Here is a 22,176-nt window from a genome sequence, read left to right as displayed (position 1 = left end):
TTATTTCTTGTGAACATTTGATATTTTAAGTTAGACGCCAATCCGAAGATTGACGCTGCACTTACATCAAATGCCCACACTTATCGACTGTTAATTGTTAAAGAACTGTATTCGGTTGTTGCTTTCGCGCTATCGACAAAGCGTTGTGTTTGTCAGCTGCGAAGAAGGAAGAGTATGAAGCATTTCACTACATCCGTCAACTCCTTCTTTTTTCTCCCTTCACTCGGCATTTGCATGCGTCGTTCAGCGAGGGGGCGAATTATAGCCCTGCACCGCACGCCCCGCAAGGGCTATTTTTCCCCCCTGTTAAACAAGCCTGGCACCGCAATTGCTTATACATGCCTATGCACTGTCCACTGATGAGAGCGATTCTGGGCCTGGCAGCAACACTGGGGACAGCCCGGTTCGCTTTGCTTTGCTCCCATCTGTGACAGGTGCTACATTATGGAACACTCTCGATATTCAAAAGAGCGCCGCATTACAGGGCCCAACGGAGGCAACGAGATCATGTATCAAACGTCCGCTACTTACCGTAGCACACCGTTCTCGTCTATTGCAGACGCGAACACCTCGCAGGCAGGACAGGACAACGTCCCCGTCATCATTGAAACTTCCCACCAGCGTTCAGTCGCCTTTGGCCTGTCGCCCACCGCCACGCCAGAATTTACGCCAGCAGGAAAATCCGATCTGTCCTTGCTGATCGAGCGAAACCGCATGCTGCACATGCACGCACTGCCCGCGATGGAAACGCTGTACCAGCAAATCGTCAACACGCACAATATGGTGATCTTGACGGATGCCAATGGTGTGATCGTGCATTCGCTGGGCGATGATGATTTCCTGGAAAAAGCCAACCGGGTGGCCTTGCAGCCAGGCGTGGCATGGTCGGAACAAAGCCGGGGCACGAATGCCATCGGCACGGCCATCACGGAGAAAGTACCCACCCTGGTCCATGCGGACCAGCATTACCTGGCCGCCAATCATTTCCTGACGTGCTCTGCGGCACCGATCACCGACCACAGGGGCAATGTTATCGGCGTACTGGATGTCTCGAGCGACCAGCGCAGTTTTCACAAGCATACGATGGCCCTGGTACGCATGTCGGCGCTGATGATCGAAAATCAGCTGTTTTCCGCCACCTTCGAAGATGCCATCACCGTCCACTTCCACGCGCGCCCCGAATTCATCGGCACCTTGATGGAAGGCATCGCCTCATTCACCCCGGGCGGACGGTTCTTATCCGCCAATAAGAACGGTTTATTTCAGCTGGGCCTGTCATTTGCCGCGCTGCAATCACATACCTTCAGCTCCCTGTTCGGCTTGCCCGTGTCTGCCCTGTACGACCATTACCGCACGGCCGCGCCAGGATTGCTGAACCTGTGCATGCACAGCGGCGTGCGCGTATATGGTCGCGCGCAATTGCGCCTGGCCAATAGTGCCTTCCAGCACGGTTTCACAGCCAGCACCGACCATGGCGATATCAACGCCGTGCCGGCCCCGGTTCCCGCGCCGGCCAGCCACGCGGCCAACGCGGCGCGGCGCCTGTCCGGCCTCCGTTATCTGCGCACGGGCGATCCGCAACTGGAGCTGGTGATCGAAAAAGTCAACAAGGTATTGGGGCGCGACATTCCTATTCTTGTCATGGGCGAAACGGGGACTGGCAAGGAATTGCTGGCGCAAGCCATCCATAACGACTCGCCACGGGCCATGGGACCGTTTATCGCCGTCAATTGCGCGTCGATCCCGGAAACCCTGATCGAGTCTGAACTGTTCGGCTATGAAGACGGGGCATTTACGGGCGCGCGCAAGAAAGGCGCCATCGGCAAGATTTTGCAGGCGAACGGCGGCACCCTGTTCCTCGATGAAATCGGCGACATGCCCTTTGGCTTGCAGGCGCGCCTGTTGCGCGTGCTGCAGGAGCGTATGGTCACACCGCTGGGCAGCAGCAAATCGATCACTGTGAATGTGGAACTCATTTGCGCCACGAATCACAACTTGCGCGAACGCATGGCCAAGGGACTCTTTCGCGAAGACTTGTATTACCGCCTGAATGGCCTGGTGGTAAAACTGCCGCCGCTGCGAGAACGCACGGACCTGGAAACGGTCGTGAAAAAGATCCTTGCAACAGAAGCGCCCGACACGCGCTATACGGTCGCGCCAGACATCCTGCGCATGTTCCACCAGCATAAATGGCCAGGCAATTTCCGCCAACTGACGAACCTGTTGCGCACGGCCATCGTCATGGCTGGCGACGAGCATGAAATCTGTTTGCGTCACATGCCCGATGATTTCCTCGACGATATTGAGATGACGCAAGCCCATGCCGCCAGCGCCAGCACGGACCGCATGATCGCCGCTGGCGCCAACTTGGAAGAAATGGAACAAAGCGTGATCCTCAAGTCGCTCGATGCGCATGGCGGCAACGTCTCGGCCACGGCCAGGGCCCTGGGCGTATCGCGCAATACGATCTATCGCAAGGTGCCACATCTGAAATAGCCTAAAGCAGACGGGGAAAGCCGGGCGACACCTTGCGCTGCCCCGACTTGTCGATGGTCATCAGGTCCACGCCCTGCATGTGCGCGGCCATGGCATGCGCACGCGCGGCGCCCGTCACCATGAAGGTCGTCGACAAGCCATCGGCCAGCAAGCCCGTGGGGGCCAGCACGGTCACGCTGGCCAGTTCTCCCGGCGAATCACCGTTCGCTGGGTCGAAGATATGGTGATGCACAAAGTCGGGCGTGAACGTGCATTCGTAGTCGCCCGACGTGGCCACGCTGCGCCCTTCCACTTTCAGGGTGGCCGCCAGGATTTCCCCGTCGCGCGGGTCCTGGATGCCCAAGGTCCATGGTCGGCGCGGGGAGCGCTGTCCGCGCGCAATGAACTCGCCCGTGTCGAGCAGCGCGTGCCGTATGCCGCGCGCCTGCACGGCCGCCAGCGCCATGTCCGCCGCGTAGCCTTGCGCCAGGCCGTTCAAGGTCAGCGCCATGCCGGGCTGAAGAAAATGTACTTCGCGCCTGTCCCACGCCAGTTGCCTCCAGCTCACCCGCGCCTGTGCCGCGCGGCGCAATGTGTCCGTCGGCAAGCTGGCCTGGTCCGCCGCCGCGCGAAACAGCTGCCACAAAGGTTGCACGGTGATATCAAACGCCCCATCGCTCCATTGCGACAAGGCTTGCGCCTGCGACAGCACGGCCAGCAGATGCGCGTCCGGCCGGGCCAGGCGTCCATCGCGGTTCAGCTGGAAGACTTGGCTCGCTGGACTGTAAATGCTCATCAGGCGGTCGATATTCCTGGCCGCATGCAAGGCATCTTCAATGGCCAGTTCGGCCTGGTGCTGATCATGGTGCAATACGGTGACGGCGATGGTCGTGCCAAATCCCAGCGCGGCGCCTTGATAAGGCCGTACGCCGTACGCCGTGGCCGTGCCGCGCGCCATGCTGCCAGGCAAAGCCAAGCCCGCCATGCCGGCCACGCTGCCGATGGCGGCGGAAATAAACGTCCTACGCTGCATTGCTGCTCTCCTCTGCCGTGGCCCGGACTATGGGAATGGTGCGGGCACGCTTGATTTCCAGCATCAAGGGAGCGCATTTCTCATCGCTGGCGTAAATCACCACGCAATCCATACACTGAAAACACTCACCGTAATCGACTTTCCCGCTGGGCGCAATGGCGTGATACTCGCAACGGTGGCGGCAAGTCTGGCAAGGCGTTCCGCATTCCTTGCGACGGGGAATCCAGTTGAATAGGCGAAAGCGCCCCAGCAGCGCCAGCGCCGCGCCGAACGGGCACAGGTAGCGGCAAAAGAATTTGTAGGAAACACTGCTGAGCAGCAGCAAACCCACGGCATACGCGACGAAGGGCCAGGCGCGCACAAAATTCAGGGTAATGGCCGTCTTGAACGGCTCCAGCTCCACCAGCTTGTCCGTAATCTGGCTGGAAAACATGCTGCTGCCAAGAATGGCCGCCAGCAAGCCATACTTGATCCATTTCAAGCGCCCGTCGAGACGCGGCTTGATCTTCCACTGCGGCAAGCGCAACCACTGGCCCAGCTTGCCCGTGAATTCCTGCAGGGCGCCAAACGGACACAGCCAACCGCAAAACGTACCCCGTCCCCAGATAAATAGGCTGAGCAGCACAAAAGCCCACAGGATCACCGTCATCGGGTCGAACAGGAAAAAGCCCAGGCTGCGCCCCGCCAGCAACGCCTGGATGACGCCCGTAATATTGACGATCGATAGCTGCCCCTGCGCGTAGTAGCCGATGAAAGCGATGGTAAACAACAGGAACAGATTGCGGAACCAGGTAAATTGCCGCCCATCGCGCACCAGGCGTTTCTGCCAGGCCAAAGCGCCGGCCAGCAGCGCCAGCCCGGCGACCAAGAGCAGCAGTTCAGCCTTGCGGTTCTTCCACGTACCGCGCCACGTGGCATCGTCGCCTTGCGGCGCGCTATAAAACTCGGCGGGCAGGCGGTAGCTGAAATCCACGTTGCGGGCGATGCGTTCCGGATACACGATGCCCTTGTTGCGCGTGATCGGCAGCGTGAACGCCAGCGGGCTGGCCGCATCGAGCCCCGCCTGGCTAATGATGCGAAAGACGGCGATATTTTCCGTCGGCAACGATCCCCCATCGGACAAGCGCAATTCCAGGTCCAGGTCGCGCATGTCGATGGGCAAGCCATCCTGCTTCAGCAACAGCCGGTCCGGCACGGTGCCGCGCACGAAATCGTCGCCCAGCACGCTGTAGCGCCCGCGCGACATGACGAGGATGGCATGGTCGCCCTCGTCAAGCCGGTTGCGCAGCTTGTTCCAGCTGCGCTCCGTCAACAGATTGCGCCCCACGCTGGGCACGGAGACATACGCCAGGTACAGGTCAATAAACACACCGTCCGGCGCGCGCGTGGCTTCCACATCGAGTCCCGCGCCGGGACTGCCGGCAAACAGGGTTTCCACGTCCTTGTTGCTCAGGCGTACATGCTGGATCAAGCCTTGTTTGAGCATCTGCGCCGCGCTGAGTTTCTCGAACACGTCCATGCGGATGCGGGCGATCTGGTCGGGGTCGCGTCCTTGCGCGAAGCCAAGTTTTTTGCGCGACACTTTCAAGGCCGAGGCCAGCACGCTTTGGTTGATGATGCGCACGGATGCCGTGGCCTTCGATACGCCATCGATATCGGCGTGGGTGGGGTCTGGCGCGCGTTTCTTCTTGGCATCGATGGCGATATTCTGTTTCAGCGACAAGCCCTGATACTGTTTGACGAATTGAAACAAAGGCGCTTCTCCCAGGCCATCGAGAAACACGGGCTCATGCTGCGATAGAACAGACACGTCCAGAAAACTGCCCTGCGGATTAATGGCGATCAATAAATTGACGGGCACACCGGAAAAGCCGGGGATGGGCGCCAGGTCCACCGATTCAAAAACATAGCCGACCAGTTCGATGGCCGTCGCGTTTTGCCTGAACAAGGGCCAGACGACCAAATCGGTCTCCTTGTCACCGACGACGATGGGAGCAGGAAAGCGCCGTGCCAGCTCGGCCTTGGTGAGCACGCCCGCCCACGCCTGGCCCAGGATAAACAGGAATAGCCAGCATCCGATGAACAACCGCATTGTCCGCATGCACTACGCTCCATGCGGCGCCCTGTTGCAAGGCGCCGCGTTGATAAGTTAGAAGAAAATGATGCCGCCCAAGGACACGCCATTCATCTTCGCTTCGCCGCCCGTAAAGCCTTTCGAGCGCGTCTGGCCCAGTTCACCCACCAGCGTGATCGCGCTGTTGAGCGAGTAATACGCACCGAGGGTCAGGTTGGCGTTCGACTTCAAGCCACCCGTGCCGGCCGTGTTATCGTCGTTCTTGCTGATGCCGTAGGACAAGCCCAGTTTCAGCTTGTCCGTCGTCTTGTACGTGCCTTGCAGCAGCCAGTTTTTCGACTTGGTATCGCCCTGATCCGCATCGGACAGGATGCCCAGCCCTTTGCCGCCCTGGTAGTTGAGCAGTACGCCAGCCGGACCCATCTGGTACGAGCCGCCCACCTCCACGCCGCGCATGGTCAGGTCATCGATACCTGGCGTTTTCGAGGTGAATTTTTGCGACTTCACACCCAGCCAGGCTTTCAAGCCTTCCTGCCCGTATGTCAGCTGCGCCTGCACTTGCGGGCTCGACTTCGAAGAATAGGTCGAACCTGCCACGATGGGCGTATCGGACACAGGGCTGACCAGCGCCACATCGACGCCAAAGCCGCTCGACTTCGGCGAGCTGTACATGATCTGGCCATAGTTGCCAAGATAGGTGTAGCCGGCACCGATATGGCCCAGGGTCACCCGGCCCCGCTGCGTCGCTTGCACGGGCGCGCCAGAACCCAATAAGGTCATGTCAGACAGGATCGCATTCGCGCCGAAGATGCCGTAGTCACGGCCCAACTTGAAGGTGCCCATTTCCGCATTGCCGAACGTAAAGAAGGCCTGGCGTACATCGACCACGCTGTTCTGGCTGATGGCGCTGTCGGTGGCGGTCGAGTTGTAGATGCCGATCAAGGCTTTCACGTCGTACTCGCCAAGGCGCGACGAGGCGGAAGTGATCAAGCCATTCGGCAGCAAGCCGTTGCCGATGGTGGTGCGGTCCTTCTCGCCACCGCAACCGAGCGCCTGGCCACCCAGCGCCAGCCCGCCCACCGCATCGCCCGAACAGGACACTTGTGTGTAGTAGGCGTTGACGATGCCGCCCACCGACACCGTCCAGTCGCCCGCCTTGATATCGACGGCTTGCGCCTGCCCCATCGCTGCGATTGTCATGACACCCAGGCTCCCCAGCTTGATCAATGTGTTCATTGCTTATCCTCTTTCTTCTCTGTTTTTAGTGTGCACACCAGTGATTGATGTACCTCAAGCTTTGGCAATAAGCGTGCCCAGCACGGCTCAGAGGGAGAAAGAGAAAAAGCGTATTTCACGTGTGCAGCAGCGGATCAATTGCCCCGCATGGTGTTCATTTTTTGACCGCAAGTATGCATAGCGGTGATACAGGTAAACAAAAAACTGACGGCCTGGGCCGTCAGAAAAAAGAAAGCGCCCGGCGGACAGGGAGACGCCCATCCGAGTGGCCCGGGCGTTTCACCCCCTTACTTCGATGCCAGCTTGAAGACCCACACGGAACCGCCCTGCTCCAGGAAGTTGACCTTCTTCGCCACTTCGCCACCCCACAGTGGCACCGCGCCCCCCCAGCCGGATACGACGGCCACATATTGCGTATCGCCATCCTGCCAGGTGACGGGCGGCGCCACGACGCCGGAGCCCGTCTGGAATTTCCACAGCTCCTTGCCCGTCTTCGCGTCGACGGCTTTCAGGAAGCCTTCCGGCGTACCGTAGAACACCAGATTGCCGGCAGTACTCATCACGCCACCCCACAGCGGCGCATTGTTCTTGACTTCCCAAACGATCTTGCCCGTCTTCGGATCGATGGCGCGCATGGCGCCGATGTAGTCGTCAAACAAAGGCTTGATGGTGAAACCGGCACCGAGGAAGGCGCCGCCCTTCTTGTAGCTGATCGGCTCGTTCCAGATGTCCATGCCCCATTCATTCGCGGGAACGTAGAACAGCTTGGTCTGCGGCGAGTACGCCATCGGCATCTGATTTTTGGCGCCGAGGAAGGCCGGGGCGGAAAATACCGTCGTGCCCTTCTTGCCCTCTTCACCCTTGGTCGGATCGCCAGGGCGGTTGGCGGCGATGAAGTTCGGCCGTCCCGTCTTCAGGTCGATGCTGCTGGCCCAAGTGATCTTCTTTACGAACGGGAAGGCGTTTTGCAGCTTGCCGTTGTTTGCATCGATCACATAGAAGAAACCGTTGCGGTCAGCCTTGCCGCCGTAACGCTTGCCATCCATGTCGAAGGTGACGAACTCGTTCGCGCCATCGAAGTCCCAGGAGTCGTTCGGCGTGTTTTGATAGGCCCATTTGATCTGGCCCGTCTTCACGTCCAACGCCACGGTGGACGAGGAATAGAGATTGTCGCCGGGACGCAAATGGCTATTCCACGGTGCCGGGTTGCCGGTGCCAAAGTAGGCCAGCTTGGTTTGCGGATCGTAGGTTCCGCCCATCCAGGTCGAGGCGCCGCCCGTTTTCCACAGGTCGCCCGGCCAGGTCTTGTTCACGGTGCCAGACACGCCGTTATCCGTCGCCTTGCCATCCTTGTCGTAGCGGTGGCCCATGTGGCCCTCCACGGTCGGACGGCTCCACACCAGTTCGCCGGTCATGGGATTGCGCGCTTCGACCCGGCCCACAATGCCAAATTCCCCGCCCGATACGCCCGTCAGCAGCAAGCCTTCGGCGATCAGCGGCGCGGCAGTCATCGAGTAACCGGCAGCGTAGTCGTCGACCTTTTCCTTCCAGACGATCTTGCCCGTGTTTTGATCCAGCGCCACCAGGTAGGCGTCCAGCGTGCCGAAGATCACCAGGTTGCCGTACAGGGCGGCACCGCGGTTGACCACGTCGCAGCATGGCATGATGCCGTCTGGCAAGCGATGTTCATATTTCCACAGCTTGGCGCCCGTTTTCAAGTCGACGGCAAAGATGCGCGAATACGAGGCCGTGACAAACATCTTGCCGTTATGAATCAGCGGCTGCGATTCCTGGCCCCGCTGTTTTTCACCACCAAACGAGAACGACCAGGCCGGCACCAGCTTGGCCACGGTCTTGTCATTGATCTGCGTCAACGGCGAATAGCGCTGGCCCTGCGTGCCCATGCCAAACGACAGGACGCTAGACGGATTCTTCGCCGTGCTGTCGAGCATGGCACTGGTGACATTGCCCACGTCGGCCGCCTGGACCAACGAGGCGACACTCAAACCGACGACGATCCCCATGATTTTTTTCTGCACAATCATCTCCCTCTGTTATTAGTATGTGTGTGTAACTCTCAGGTGCTTTTTCTGTCGTGTTCATGCGGCTGGGCATGCAACAAGGCGCACTCTTCATCGGTGAACAGGCGCGAGCGCGTCAGGAAGCGCTTGCCTGTGCCGTTGTCGAGTGAAAACATGCCGCCATTGCCATCGACCACATCGATAATCAACTGGGTATGCTCCCAGTACTCGAATTGCTCGAGTCCCATGTAAAACGGTGTGCCATTCAAATTGCCGAGATAAATGTCGGTATCGCTGACATCGAACTCGCCCAGCGCATAACACATGGGCGCACTGCCATCACAGCAGCCGCCCGACTGGAAAAACATCAGCGGTCCGTGACGCTGGCGCAACTTGTCCATCATTTCCAGCGCCGCTACGGTGGCGACCACCCGGGCAATTGCTGCACTCATGGCATCCCTTTCTGCACGCCGCGCCCGGCCAGGGGCGCGGCGCGTGTGCCGGTTTAGAAGAAGCCCAGGGCTTTCGGGCTATAGCTCACCAGCAAGTTCTTCGTTTGCTGGTAGTGATCGAGCATCATCTTGTGGTTTTCGCGGCCAATACCCGATTGCTTGTAGCCGCCGAATGCGGCGTGGGCTGGATACAGGTGGTAACAATTGGTCCACACGCGGCCCGCCTGGATGGCGCGCCCCATGCGGAAGGCGCGCGAACCGTCGCGCGTCCACAAGCCGGCGCCCAGGCCATACAAGGTATCGTTGGCAATCGCCAGCGCTTCGGCCTCATCCTTGAAGGTGGTCACGGACACGACGGGCCCGAAAATTTCTTCCTGGAAGATGCGCATCTTGTTGTTGCCCTTGAACACGGTCGGACGCACGTAGTAGCCACCCTCCAGGTCGCCTGCCTGCGTATTGCGCTCGCCACCGGCCAGCACTTCGGCACCTTCCTGGCGGCCGATATCGAGGTAGGACAGAATTTTTTCCAGCTGCTCCTGCGACGCCTGGGCGCCGATCATGGTGGAAGAGTCGAGCGGATTACCCTGCTTGATGGCGGCCACGCGCTTCAAGGCTCGTTCGATGAATTTCTCGTAGATCGATTCCTGGATCAGCACGCGCGATGGGCAGGTGCATACTTCGCCCTGATTCAGCGCAAACATCGTGAAGCCTTCCAGGCACTTGTCGAAATAATCATCGTCAGCATCCATCACATCTTCAAAGAAGATATTCGGCGACTTGCCGCCCAGCTCCAGGGTGACGGGAATCAGGTTCTGCGCGGCGTAACCCATGATCAAGCGGCCCGTACCCGTTTCACCCGTGAAGGCGATCTTGGCGATGCGCTTGCTCGACGCCAGCGGCTTGCCCGCTTCCAGGCCGAAACCGTTGATGATGTTCAACACGCCCGGTGGCAGCAAGTCGCCGATCAGCTCGATCAACACCATGATGGAGGCGGGAGTCTGCTCGGCCGGTTTCAGGACCACGCAATTGCCGGCTGCCAGGGCTGGCGCCAGTTTCCACACGGCCATCAGAATCGGGAAATTCCACGGGATGATCTGGCCCACGACGCCCAGCGGTTCGTGGTAGTGGTAGGCATAGGTTTCCGCGTCGATTTGCGCGACGGAACCTTCCTGCGCGCGGATGCAGCCGGCGAAGTAACGGAAATGGTCGATGGCCAGCGGAATGTCGGCATTCATCGTCTCGCGGATCGGCTTGCCGTTATCGATGGTTTCCGCCGTGGCGATCAGGCTCAGGTTCTGTTCGATGCGGTCGGCGATGCGGTTCAGGATGTTGGCGCGCTCGGCAGGTGAAGTCTTGCCCCAGGCATCCTTGGCGGCATGGGCGGCGTCCAGCGCCAGCTCGACGTCTTCCGCCGTGGAACGGGCGATTTCGCAAAACGGCAAGCCCGTGATGGGCGTGATGTTAGGAAAGTATTCACCTTTTACTGGCGCAACGAATTTGCCGCCGATGTAATTGTCATAGCGTTGTTTGAAGGGATTGGCTACGCCCAGTTTGCTGATGTCTGCGAGATTCATGTCGTCCTCTATCGGGTTAATTAGAATGGAATTGCTGTAATTAAAATCAAACGTCCTGGTACAGATGGGGTGAGTACACGGAGTCTTCCGCAAATGCCGTGCCAGCTCGCCATCCCACTACAAACTTAGCGGGTTTTTCCCCGCTTACAAGGGCGTGGCGCCAAACCCGGCCCGCTTTTCATCGCCTGCCCCGGGCATGAAAGGCGGGCGTGGGTCTGTTTGGGTTTTGAACAAGGTGGCGGCGCCCTGTTCCAATCCGGGCCAGTGCTGTTGCTGCGCCCCTGCGCCGCTGCACAATGGAACAGGTGTGCCAGACTGGAACACCTGCGCCTGTGCCACTACCGAATCACCACGCCCCATGGCAATTCGCCCACGGCAATATCGGCCACCTTGCGCGCGCTGGCCGTATCGATGACGGAAACGCTGTTCGAGCGGCCATTGGCCACGTACAGCTTGGCACCGTCCGGCGTGATGGCCATATTCCACGGGCGCTTGCCGACGGGAATGGTGGCCGTGACCTGATTGCTGGCCGTATCGATCACCATCACCGTGCCATCCGTGCCGTTCGAGACATACACCTGCTTGCCGCTGGGATGGACAGCGATACCGTTGGCATTCTTGCCCGCTGGAATGGTGGCAATCGCCTTGCGCGCGGCCATGTCGATCACATACACGGCATTGACCAGTTCGCACGCCACATAGGCTCGGCCCGAATCGGGGCTGAAACCAATGCCGCGCGGACGCAGGCCGACAGCGATGGAAGCGACCTGGCGGCGTTGCGCAACATCAATGACATCGACTTGCTCGGCCTCTTCCGCGCTCACCAGCAGCCAGCGCCCATCGGGGCTGAACACGGCATGTTCCGGGTTCCGCCCTTGCACCTTGATGTCGGCGAGCAAGACACCCGTCTGGCCATCGAGCAAGGCCACGCTATTGTTTTCCTCGACGGCCACAGCCACGTAACGACCGTCATGGGATGCGCTGACGCCTTCGGGCGACTTGCCCAGCGCCACCGTGCGCAGGGGCGCGCCGCCTTCATTGTCAATCAGCAATAAGGCACTGCTGGCGGCATCCGTGACAAACAATTGCCGTCCTGTGGGGTCGGCGGCGATGCCGCGCGGACGCTTGCCTGCGGCAATCTGGCGCACTACCTGGTCGGTCGCCGTGTCGATCACGCTCAGGGTGCCCGATTTTTCATTGGGCACATAGGCAAACGGAGCGGCCTGGATGGCGCTGCTGGCGAGCACAGGCAGCAGCCAGCAAACCTGGCGCAAGCGCGAGAAGAAGTTGGGCATAATCACCTTTTCAATAGCAAAACGAGGGGAAAGCGCGCGGTATCGGCGCATCTGAACATTGCTGCATGCAAACGCCGTGCCACTGACACGCGTATAATTTCAGCCCACCAATGGAGACATGGCAGGCATATTGCTTGATAAGACTATGCAGACCTGCGCCGCTCACGCGTCCAAGCAGGCTTTTATTCACATTGGAGAACCCGCATGCAGCATCGTTTCCGCTTGAACACCATTGCCAGCCTGTTTGTCGCCGGCAGCGCCACCCTCGCCCCCCACGCTTTCGCCGCCGAGTCCGCTGACCTGGCCACCGGACAAGTCATGGATATGGTGGTCGTCAGCGGCAGCCGCATCGCCCACCCCAGCCAGGAAGTGCCGGCCTCGATCGATGTAGTCGACAGCGCCCGCATCCAGGAGGGCCAAATCCGCGTCAACGCGTCGGAAGCGCTGGCCGCCGTGCCGGGCCTGGTGGTGCAAAACCGCCAGAACTACGCACAAGACTTGCAAATCTCCTCACGCGGCTTCGGCGCCCGTTCGGCCTTCGGCGTGCGCGGCGTCAAACTGATCAGCGATGGCATTCCGGCCAGCATGCCCGATGGCCAGGGCCAGGCCGCCACCTTCAACCTGGACACGGCGGAGCGCATCGAAGTGCTGCGTGGGCCATTTTCTGCCATCTACGGCAACCATTCGGGCGGCGTGATCCAGCTCTTTTCCAAGGATGGGCAAAATCCCCCATCCGTCGAATTGAATGTGACGGGCGGCAGCTACGGCACCAGCAAGGTGGACTTGACGGCGCAAGGACAGGCAGGCGGCATCGGCTACGTGCTCGACGGCTCACGCTTCCGCACGGACGGCTTCCGCGACCACAGCGCCGCCACGCGCGAACAGGCTTTCGGCAAGATCAACGTCAAGCCCAATGCAGACAGCAAGCTGACCATCGTCGCCAACAGCCTGCATCAGGGCAATACGCAAGATCCCCTGGGCGTCACCTGGGCCACGTTTGCCGCCAACCCGCGCGCAGGCGAAATCGACACCAGCGATACGCAAAACCCGAAGCGCACCTTTGCCGAGCGCTACAACACGCGCAAAAGCATCGACCACCAGCAAATCGGCGCCACCTATGAACAGGCGTTCGGCGAGGACCGCCTGCATGTGACCGTGTATGGCGGCAACCGTGACGTGATTCAATATCAGGCCTTCAACAAGGGCTTCCAGGCGCCCCCCAAGCATTCCGGCGGCGTGGTTGACTTCAAGCGCCAGTTTTATGGCATCGATACAAACTGGCTGCACGTGAACCAGCTGGCAGGCGGCAAGCTGAGCACCACCATCGGCATCGATTACGGCCGCTCCAGCGATGACCGCACCGGCTATGAGAATTACATTGGCAATGGCTTTGGCGTAAAAGGCAAGCTGCGCCGCGACGAGCAGGATGTCGTCTCCAGCCTCGATCCGTATATCCAGGCGGAATGGCAAAGCGGCCCATGGCTGCTCAGCGCAGGTGTGCGCTACAGCAAGATGAAAGTGGCGGTCAACGACCACTTTCTCAGCAATGGCGACGACAGTGGCAGCCTGGAGTTCAGCCACACGACACCGGTGCTGGGTCTGCTGTATAAGCTGACGCCCAGCGTCAACGTCTACGCCAGCGCCGCACGCGGCTTCGAGGCGCCCACCCTGAACGAACTGTTTTACTCGGGCACGGGCAGCGGCTTCAATTACCAGCTGAAACCGGCCACCAGCACCAACCTGGAAGCGGGCATCAAAGCCAGGATCAATAGCAACACGCATCTGAATGCAGCCTTATTCCAGATCAAGACCAGCGACGAACTGGTGGTCGATCAATCGAGCGGCGGGCGCACCAGCTACCGTAATGGGGGCAAGACCTTGCGCCAGGGTATGGAAGTGTCGCTGGACTCCAGCCTGCCGTATGGCTTCACGACAAAAGTGGCGCTGACCAGCCTGCACGCCGTGTATGACCAGGCCTTCGGCAGCGTGCGCGAAGGCAGCCGCTTGCCGGGCGTACCCAGCGCCAACCTGTTCGCGGAACTGGCATGGAAAGACACGCTGGACCGTTTTGGCGCGGCACTGGAAAGCGTGGCCAGCAACCAGATCTACGCGGAAGACAGCAACAGCGAAAAACCGGCGCCAGGCTACACGGTGTTCAATGCCAGGGTCAACGCCAAGCAAAACGCGGGCAAATGGCGCTTCAAGGAATTTGCCCGCCTGAACAATCTTTTCGACAAGACCTATGTGGGTTCCGTCATCGTTGGCGACAGCAACAAACGCTACTATGAAGCGGCGCCGGGCCGTAACTGGCTGCTGGGCGCCAGCGCGCAATATTCGTTCTAAGAAAAAAGCCCGCGCATCTTCCAATGCGCGGGCTTCTTGGCATATCAACATAGCCTGCTACGGCCGTGCTTCCTTCACGCCATATTTCTCAAAGATGGCTTTCAATTCGCCGCTAGCCGCCATCTCGTTCATGGCCGCCTGCAGCAACTTGGCCACGTCGAGCTGCTGACGGCTGACAGCCAGACCCACGGCCCAGCCGGCACGCGGCAAGCGGGCGAACGCCACCTCGCTCAAGGGGAAAGCGGAATCGCTTTTCAGCACCGACTCGATTTCCGAACGATTCGCCAGCACGGCGTCGAGCTGGCCCGCCTGCAATTGCTGCAAGGCTTCGGCAGCCGTGTCGAAGATACGCACGTCGTCGCGGTACTTGCCATTGTCTTCACCCAGCATCAGCATGGCGGCGATCGATACCTTTTCCACGCCGATACGCTTGCCGGCCAGCGAAGCGATGCCATCGAATTGCGGCACGGCTTGCGCGCTGCGCGCCAGACGCACGGTTTCCACGTAATACGGGGCGAAAATCTCGACCTTGTCGTTATCCGCCATCAACTTCTTGTCGACCGGGACATGCAACATGACATCGGCAGGACCATAGCCGAGGTAGTGGCCCTTCCACACCATATTGCGCAAATCGTCATTCAGGTTTTCACCGGCGGGAAAGGGCAGCAAGCTCAGTTTCAAACCCAGCTTTTTGGCCAGCGCTTCGGCAATGTCGATATCGATGCCCGCGCCCTTGTCGGAAAACGGCGCGAACTCGTTGTACACCGCCACTTTCAGGCTGCCCGACTGCTGCACTTTCTGCCAGTCGGCGCGCGCTGGCGCGGCTGCGCACAGCGCCAGGCAGGCGAGCGAGAGCATCGCGCGCGCGCCACGGAATTGAAATGAACGCATGGGACTCCTTGGTGATCAATCGGCTCAGTTAGAATCGCGGCGGGTTTCCAGGTAGGTTTTGATGGCCCACATGGCTTCCTGGTTGAAGACACCTTCAAACGGCGGCATGTACACGGCGCCATTGCGTACTTTACCGTGGCGGATGGTCGCCAGGAAATAATTGTCCGTTTCCTTGTAGCATGCCTGTTTCTTTGTCTCATTCTTGATACCGAAGCAATCGCGGTCGAGCTGGCGCAAGTCCGGCGCGATGCCACCCGAGATGGCTTCGATGCCGTGGCAGCGGGCGCAATTCTGGTTGTAGGCGGAGGTGCCCACCGTCAGGGCCAGCTTGTTGCCACGATACGGGTTTTGTTCGAGCCACTTGTCGCCCACCTTGGGCAAGCCCGTGGTGTCGACGCCTTGCGGCGTGACATTGCCGTGCGCATAGGCATGCGGCAAGGTCAGCAGGGAAGTGAGTGCGACGGCACCGGCGGCTGCCACGCCGAGCAGGGTACGGATGGAATAGGTCATGCTGGTCTCCTTCGTTTTTTTAGTGAATATCCAAGAAGAGCAAATGCCATGCCATGCCTACATGCCCCACATCCGGTCGCCCATGTATCAATTTGGAACAGCTGCAACAGGTAGTTGTGTCACCGCGCGCGTCAGGCGGAGGCCACCGTGCAGATGCTGGCCCGCTCCTGCTGCTCGAAAGTGATACGCACAGGCAAAAACCGGGAAATCACCTCCGCATTCGTCAGCGCATGCTGCGAGACCTTGCTGCAACTGAAGGTGCCACCACCGGCCAGCGCCATGGGCAGCAAGAGCTGGTCGGCCAGGTGCTCGCCGACGGCCGCATCCGTCTTCAGATACGCGCGCACCTCGTTCAGCAGGCGCTTGGCCACAGATTCCGCCAGCAAGTACTTTTCGCCAAAAGAAGTAAACACTTCCGTGACATGCTCATGCTCGAGCGTCAGCAACAAGACATTGCCCGGCCCCTGCTCCGCGGGCAAGCCGACGATACGCAGCTGCTTGCCGCTCCAGCCCATGCCGCTGGCGACACGCTCCAACTCGCGCTGCGCCACGTTCACATGTAGGCCCGCCAACACGCTTTCCGCATACCCTGCTTTCCGTTCACCGCGCTGCAGCAATGCGATAGGCCGCAAGCGCGGACACGGTTGTACGGTGGCAATCACTTCGCCGCCGCCTGCGGGATGAAAGCCGTAGCGTTGCAGCGCGATCTCCACCTCGGCACCCATCTGCTGCAGGATGGGGCCATACGCGCGCTGCAGGAAATGCACGGGCGGCGCCATGGGATTGTGCGTGCCGCCACTGATGCGCACGGTGGACGGCCCATCCGCATGCAGCAGGGCCGGCAACAGGGTTTGCAGCACCAGGGTGCAACTGCCGGCGCTGCCGATGGCAAAACGGTAATCGCCACCGCGTATGGAGCCAGGCACGAATTCCAGGCTAGCTGCGCGCAGCGCCAGCGGCGTCGTGCGCGCCCCGCAAATGGCGGCCGACGCCTGCACGGCCAGCAAGTGCTGGCGCAGCAAGCCGGGCTTTTCCCGCCCCGCGCGGATATTCGTCAAGCGGAATGGCCGGCCCGTGATCATGGACAGGCTCAGCGCCGAGCGCAAAATCTGTCCGCCGCCTTCGCCTTGCGCTCCATCAATTTCTATCATTGCTTCTTTCTCTCTGTTAACCTTTGACACAGACGACCTGCTTCAAGATATGCACCACATCGACCAGCTCGCGCTGCGCCAGCATCACCGCGTCGATATCCTTGTAGGCCATCGGGATTTCATCGATCACGTTTTCATCCTTGCGGCATTCCACGCCCTCGGTGGCGCGGATCTGGTCCGCCAGATTGAAGCGCCGCTTCGCTTCCGTGCGGCTCATCGTGCGTCCCGCACCGTGGCTGCAGCTATGAAAGCTCTCCGCATTTCCTTTACCGCGCACGATAAAGCTCTTCGCCCCCATGGAGCCGGGAATGATCCCCAGTTCGCCGGCCCGGGCCGAGACGGCGCCCTTGCGCGTGACCAGTACATCCTTGCCGAAGTGGTGCTCCTTCTGCACATAGTTATGGTGGCAGTTGACGGCTTCCACGTGCGTCTGGAACGGTTTATGGATGACCGTGCGCACGGCCGCGATCAGGTTCTGCATCATCACTTCGCGGTTGTTGCGCGCAAAACACTGCGCCCAGCCCACCGCTTCCACGTAATCCTCGTAATGCTGCGTTCCCTCTGCCAAATAAGCCAGATCCTGGTCGGGCAGGTTGATGAAGTGGGTGCGCATATCCTGCTTGGCCAGTTCGATGAAATGGGTGCCGATGGCATTTCCCACGCCGCGCGAACCGGAATGCAGCATGAACCATACAGTACCCTGTTCGTCGAGGCAGACTTCGACGAAGTGGTTACCGCTACCCAAAGTCCCCAGGTGACGATAATTGTTCGTGTTTTTCAGCTTCGGCGTTTTCAGGCAGATCGCATCGAATTCGTCCTTCAATTGCAGCCACGCGGCATCGACCACCGAGGGTGGCGTATGCCAGGAACCCTCGTCGCGGCCGCGGTGGCCGCGCGTCTTCGGCGACATCCCGTGCGGAATGGCGCGTTCGATGGCGCTGCGCAGCGGCGCCAGGTTATCGGGCAAATCATTCGCCGTCAGCGTGGTTTTCGCCGCCATCATGCCGCAACCGATATCCACGCCCACCGCCGCCGGAATCACGGCGCCCAGCGTGGGAATCACGCTGCCGATGGTCGAACCTTTACCCAGGTGGACGTCGGGCATGACGGCGATATGCTTGTAAATGAACGGCAGGGTCGCCGTGTTGCGTAATTGTTTTTTGGCCGCTTCTTCGACAGGCACGCCACGGGTCCACATTTTCACGGGACGGCTGCCTTCGGCATGCAGGACTTCGTATTCTTTCATATGTTCTCTCTTCTCATGTTATCCGGGGGGGATGACCAGGATTGGTGAAACGTTGCCGACGCATCGGCCCTGGATGTAGTTCCACCGGCATTCATCCGTACGACAACCCGACAAGGTGGGACAGGATTTTCTGGCAAGCTCACTGCGCCTGCCAGGCCGGTTTGACGCGGCTAAGCTATGTAATCCTGTCGGCATTCGGGGTACTGCAGCGCATGACAAGGTTGGACAGGACGTCTGTTATGTAGTCTTGTCCGCATTCATGCGCTTTACTTCAACAACTTGCAACATCGATGGCGTCGATTTCTCCCACCCAGTGCGCGGGGTCCAGCCGACCTGCAGCAAAGGCGGCGATAATCCTGAATACGTCATCGGAAAAACCACCGATGTTCAGGATATCCTCGCGCTCCATCGCCTGCGTCCTGGCGTGCGGCGCAATATCGATGCACACCAGTTTCGCTTGCGGATTGCGCTGCTTGAAGACAGTCCACTGTCCCATCGTTGCCGTGGCGCCGCTGCGTCTGGCGTCGATCCACGATTCGTTATCAGAGACATAAATCACCAGGTCCGCCAGCTCCTTCTTGCTGTTCATCCGCAGCAGTGGCGCACTGCAATTGGTGCCGCCACCTCCGATGGCCGCCAGCCTTGCCGCGTTCTCCATCACCGTGCCCTGCGCATCGAGCTGGCATGTCACCACGCTTTGCTCGAACGGCAGCACCATGGCGTCCGGATTCTTGCGCAGCATGGCCGCCGCCACCAGCGCCGCCACGTCGATGCAACGTACACTCGAGGTGGCGCTACCGCGAAAACCGCTGACGGGCGAGGACATCGAGCCGGAAACGTCGGGACACACCACCACCCTGCCCGCTATCCGCGGCACGTTCAGCAGCGATATTTCCAGCGCCTGCTCCAGCGCATTGCGCACGATGGCGGGCACGCTCTCGCTGGCGGCCATGCAGGCCGACATCAACTGGTACGGAAATACCCGCGCCCGGTCAATCGCCTCGGAATCGCGCAGCTTCGCGGCAATCAATTCCGGCATGCCGTCGATCGCATACACGCCGTGACGGCCAAAGGTGTTCAGATTCATGCGCACCATCTGCCAGCTGCCCTGGCGGGCGATCTGCGCCCAGTCCCGGGCAGACAAGGGTAGCGCCGTCAGCATCTGGAACGGCACTTCCGGTATCGCTTGCGCTGGATCAAGCTTGTAAGCCTCGAACGCGGCCAGCGCCGGCGGCAGTGCCTTGGCATCGTACTGCTTGCCGATCAGCCAGGCAAAAAACGCTGCCCGCCAGGCATCCTGCGGTTTCGGGTGCACCATCTTCACCACGTCGGCCAGCGAAGGTGCATTGCCCACGGCTGCGGCCAGCAAAACCTGCTCCGAAGCGCTGTTCAACCATGCCTGCACGAGTTTTTTCGGACGCGACCCCAGCGACTTGCGGCCCACGACGCCCGAGCGCATGATCTGCACGAAGTTGCGCAGCATCTTGCCATTGTTGATGACGCGCTCGAAAGCTGGCGGAAATTCCGCAGCGCCCTGCGCCGCCAGCACCGCCACCAGCAAGGCCGGCATGTCTTTCATGTAGCCCCGTTCGCGGCAATACACGGCCGTTTTCGCAATGAAAGCCGGCTCCACGGCTTTGCACAGTTCCAGCACCCTCGCCAGCTGCGCTTCGGCGCTCGCATAGAACGTCGTGTTCAGGCAGCCCGTGGCCGCATACTGGGCCAGCTGGTGGCGTGGCGTCAGCGCGTAGGCTGGCGCGCCTTCCGTATTGAAGCCCAGCGCGGCTGGCAGCAAGCTGGTTTGTTTAGCGCTTTGGAATAGCTGCAAGTTGGCCATGATGTGATCCTCTCTTCTACTCGTTTTATCTCGTTTGTATCCTCTCTATTGCAATCGCTGTGCCAGCTTTTCCGTCCTCGTCAAAAAAGATCATAAGTCATTGATTTTATGAAATAATATTTTCATCTATATTTTTCAACGGGAATTAGCAGGCATTGCGATTTCGAATACAATTATATTTTCAGATAAATTCTTATCCAAAATATGCAAGCAAAACGCACTGTCGTCATCGGCTTTCTCGGCACGCAACTCGACAATGGCAGGGGCGCGGCACGCTGGGAGAAGTGGCGCCCCAGCATCGCCCTGACCCAGCACGAGGACAAGATCATCGACCGTTTCGAGTTGCTGTACGCAGGCAGCCAGTTCAGCAACCTGGTGCAGCAGGTGTCGCAGGATATCGCCAGCGTCTCGCCGGAAACCGAATTAATCGCGCATGCACTCCCCATCAGCGATGCCTGGGACTTCGAGAACGTGTACGGCGCCCTCTACGATTTCGCCAACAACTACCCCTTCGATCCGAACAAGGAAGACTATTGGATCCACATCACCACCGGTAGCCACGTGGCGCAAATCTGCATGTTCCTGATGACGGAGGCACGCTATTTCCCCGGCCGCCTCGTGCAGACATCGCCGCCCAAGCGCCAGGCTGCCGGCAATCCCGGCAGCTACGCACTGATCGACCTCGATCTGTCCCGCTATGATCAGATCGCCCAGCGTTTTACGCGCGAACAGGCCGAAGGCGTGGCATTCCTGAAGTCCGGCATCGCCACGCGCAATGCGAAGTTCAACGCCATGATCGAGGAAATCGAGCGCGTCGCCATCAAGTCCCGCGCCCCCATGCTGCTGATGGGGCCTACGGGCGCCGGCAAATCCTTTCTCGCGCGCCGCGTCTATGAACTGAAAAAATCGCGCCACCAGATCGATGGCAAATTCATCGATCTCAATTGCGCCACCCTGCATGGCGACGGCGCCGCGTCTACCCTGTTCGGCCATATCAAGGGTTCATTCACTGGCGCCGGCGTGGACCGGCCAGGCTTGCTGCGCAGCGCACACAAGGGATTGCTGTTTCTCGATGAAATCGGTGAGCTAGGGCTAGACGAACAGGCGATGCTGCTGAAAGCCATCGAAGAAAAACGCTTTTTCCCCGTAGGTGCGGACACGGAAGTGCAGAGCGACTTCCAGCTGATCGCCGGCACCAACCGCGACCTGGGCAAGGAGGTAGCCGCCGGCCGCTTCCGCGAAGACCTGTATGCGCGCATCAACCTGTGGACCTATGAATTGCCTGGCCTGGTGCAGCGTCCGGAAGACATCGAGCCGAACCTGGAATATCTGCTGGCGCAATATGGCGCCGAAACGGGCGAACGAGTGCGCTTCAACAAGGAGGCCCGCGAACGCTTCATGCGTTTCGCCACCTTGCCCAGCTCAGCATGGAATGGCAATTTCCGCGATCTGTCGGCCGCTGTCACGCGCCTGGCGACTCTATCGGAAGCGGGTCGCATCACGGATGGCGTGGTCGACGAAGAGATCAAGCGCCTGCAGCGGATGTGGCAGCATCATGGTGGGCGTAGCGCCCATCCGGAAGTGGACCTGGCAGCGATCATGGGAGAGCAGGCTGCCGCTCAACTCGACCTGTTCGATGCGTTGCAGCTGCAAGCAGTGATCAAGGTATGCCGGCAATCGAACAGCCTGTCCGATGCGGGCCGCACGCTGTATGCAGTCTCGCGTGCAGTGAAAGCCAAGCCGAATGATGCGGACAGGCTCAAGAAATTCCTGGCCCGCTTTGACCTGGAATGGCACAGGGTATGTTGACTTAATTAAACGACAAAGGCAGCGCGCAGCGCTGCCTTTTTTACGCCTGTTTGCTTTGCAAGACAAAGCAGCAGACGAAAAAAAACCCCACCGGAGTCCGGTGGGGTTTTTCTCTACTGCGAATAACAAGCCTGACGATAACCTACTTTCACACTGGTTGCAGCACTATCATCGGCGCAAAGTTGTTTCACGGTCCTGTTCGGGATGGGAAGGGGTGGGACCAACTTGC

15 protein-coding genes and 1 rRNA gene are annotated in these 22,176 nt (G+C 59.8%); 3 read left to right on the top strand and 13 right to left on the bottom strand.

The window, feature by feature from the left end; translation table 11 throughout:
- Window positions 1–507 precede the first annotated feature (507 nt).
- The gene (locus ACQ4WZ_RS26885; protein WP_166674675.1) at window positions 508–2,496 is read left to right on the top strand and encodes a sigma-54-dependent Fis family transcriptional regulator; all 1,989 of its coding nucleotides are present in this window, start codon (window positions 508–510) and stop codon (window positions 2,494–2,496) included.
- 1 nt (window position 2,497) lies between these two features.
- Here the strand turns inward: ACQ4WZ_RS26885 and ACQ4WZ_RS26880 are convergent, their stop codons facing one another.
- From ACQ4WZ_RS26880 to ACQ4WZ_RS26850, 7 genes are all read right to left on the bottom strand, one after another.
- Window positions 2,498–3,508: an FAD:protein FMN transferase gene (locus ACQ4WZ_RS26880; protein ID WP_436574896.1), complete on the bottom strand. Its 1,011-nt coding sequence runs from the start codon at window positions 3,506–3,508 to the stop codon at window positions 2,498–2,500.
- A complete protein-coding gene (locus ACQ4WZ_RS26875; RefSeq protein ID WP_436574895.1) occupies window positions 3,498–5,609 on the bottom strand; it encodes a 4Fe-4S binding protein in 2,112 nt (703 codons plus the stop codon). Before ACQ4WZ_RS26875 ends, ACQ4WZ_RS26880 begins: the two co-directional genes overlap by 11 nt.
- A gap of 48 nt (window positions 5,610–5,657) precedes the next feature.
- The gene (locus ACQ4WZ_RS26870; protein ID WP_243857910.1) at window positions 5,658–6,818 is read right to left on the bottom strand and encodes a porin; all 1,161 of its coding nucleotides are present in this window, start codon (window positions 6,816–6,818) and stop codon (window positions 5,658–5,660) included.
- Between the two features lie 287 nt (window positions 6,819–7,105).
- Window positions 7,106–8,842: a PQQ-dependent methanol/ethanol family dehydrogenase gene (locus ACQ4WZ_RS26865; protein ID WP_257562590.1), complete on the bottom strand. Its 1,737-nt coding sequence runs from the start codon at window positions 8,840–8,842 to the stop codon at window positions 7,106–7,108.
- Between the two features lie 53 nt (window positions 8,843–8,895).
- On the bottom strand, window positions 8,896–9,291 hold the full coding sequence (locus ACQ4WZ_RS26860) for a DUF779 domain-containing protein (protein WP_101483101.1): 396 nt from the start codon (window positions 9,289–9,291) through the stop codon (window positions 8,896–8,898).
- A gap of 53 nt (window positions 9,292–9,344) precedes the next feature.
- Window positions 9,345–10,865: an aldehyde dehydrogenase gene (adh, locus tag ACQ4WZ_RS26855; RefSeq protein ID WP_099404118.1), complete on the bottom strand. Its 1,521-nt coding sequence runs from the start codon at window positions 10,863–10,865 to the stop codon at window positions 9,345–9,347.
- A gap of 338 nt (window positions 10,866–11,203) precedes the next feature.
- Window positions 11,204–12,160, bottom strand: a complete 957-nt coding sequence (locus ACQ4WZ_RS26850; protein ID WP_133989119.1) for a beta-propeller fold lactonase family protein — start codon at window positions 12,158–12,160, stop codon at window positions 11,204–11,206.
- Between the two features lie 204 nt (window positions 12,161–12,364).
- Here ACQ4WZ_RS26850 and ACQ4WZ_RS26845 point away from each other — a divergent pair, with 204 nt between their 5' ends.
- Window positions 12,365–14,503: a TonB-dependent receptor family protein gene (locus ACQ4WZ_RS26845; protein WP_436574894.1), complete on the top strand. Its 2,139-nt coding sequence runs from the start codon at window positions 12,365–12,367 to the stop codon at window positions 14,501–14,503.
- A gap of 57 nt (window positions 14,504–14,560) precedes the next feature.
- Here ACQ4WZ_RS26845 and ACQ4WZ_RS26840 read toward each other — a convergent pair whose 3' ends face one another.
- From ACQ4WZ_RS26840 to ACQ4WZ_RS26820, 5 genes are all read right to left on the bottom strand, one after another.
- Window positions 14,561–15,394 (bottom strand): substrate-binding periplasmic protein, encoded by an 834-nt coding sequence (locus ACQ4WZ_RS26840; RefSeq protein WP_243857908.1) that lies wholly within the window; start codon window positions 15,392–15,394, stop codon window positions 14,561–14,563.
- A 24-nt stretch (window positions 15,395–15,418) separates the two neighbouring features.
- Window positions 15,419–15,904, bottom strand: coding sequence for a cytochrome c-550 PedF (gene pedF, locus ACQ4WZ_RS26835; RefSeq protein ID WP_101483104.1), 486 nt, complete (start codon window positions 15,902–15,904; stop codon window positions 15,419–15,421).
- A 131-nt stretch (window positions 15,905–16,035) separates the two neighbouring features.
- A complete protein-coding gene (gene rtcA / locus ACQ4WZ_RS26830; RefSeq protein WP_436574893.1) occupies window positions 16,036–17,055 on the bottom strand; it encodes an RNA 3'-terminal phosphate cyclase in 1,020 nt (339 codons plus the stop codon).
- Window positions 17,056–17,071: 16 nt separating this feature from the next.
- Entirely contained in the window at window positions 17,072–18,301 is a 1,230-nt protein-coding gene (locus ACQ4WZ_RS26825) for an RtcB family protein (RefSeq protein ID WP_436574892.1), read from the bottom strand.
- A gap of 271 nt (window positions 18,302–18,572) precedes the next feature.
- Window positions 18,573–20,138, bottom strand: coding sequence for a vWA domain-containing protein (locus ACQ4WZ_RS26820; RefSeq protein ID WP_436574891.1), 1,566 nt, complete (start codon window positions 20,136–20,138; stop codon window positions 18,573–18,575).
- 204 nt (window positions 20,139–20,342) lie between these two features.
- On the opposite strand from ACQ4WZ_RS26820, the gene rtcR reads away from it, so the two are divergent.
- Window positions 20,343–21,947: an RNA repair transcriptional activator RtcR gene (gene rtcR, locus ACQ4WZ_RS26815; RefSeq protein WP_436574890.1), complete on the top strand. Its 1,605-nt coding sequence runs from the start codon at window positions 20,343–20,345 to the stop codon at window positions 21,945–21,947.
- A 129-nt stretch (window positions 21,948–22,076) separates the two neighbouring features.
- On the opposite strand, the gene rrf is transcribed toward rtcR, so the two are convergent.
- Window positions 22,077–22,176 (bottom strand): 5S ribosomal RNA (gene rrf / locus ACQ4WZ_RS26810); the annotation flags it as partial.

This window comes from Janthinobacterium darwini (genome assembly GCF_051380905.1).
GTDB lineage: Bacteria > Pseudomonadota > Gammaproteobacteria > Burkholderiales > Burkholderiaceae_D > Janthinobacterium.
The sequence above is the reverse complement of the archived record's forward strand: the minus strand, read 5'-3'. Positions and strand labels throughout refer to the sequence as shown.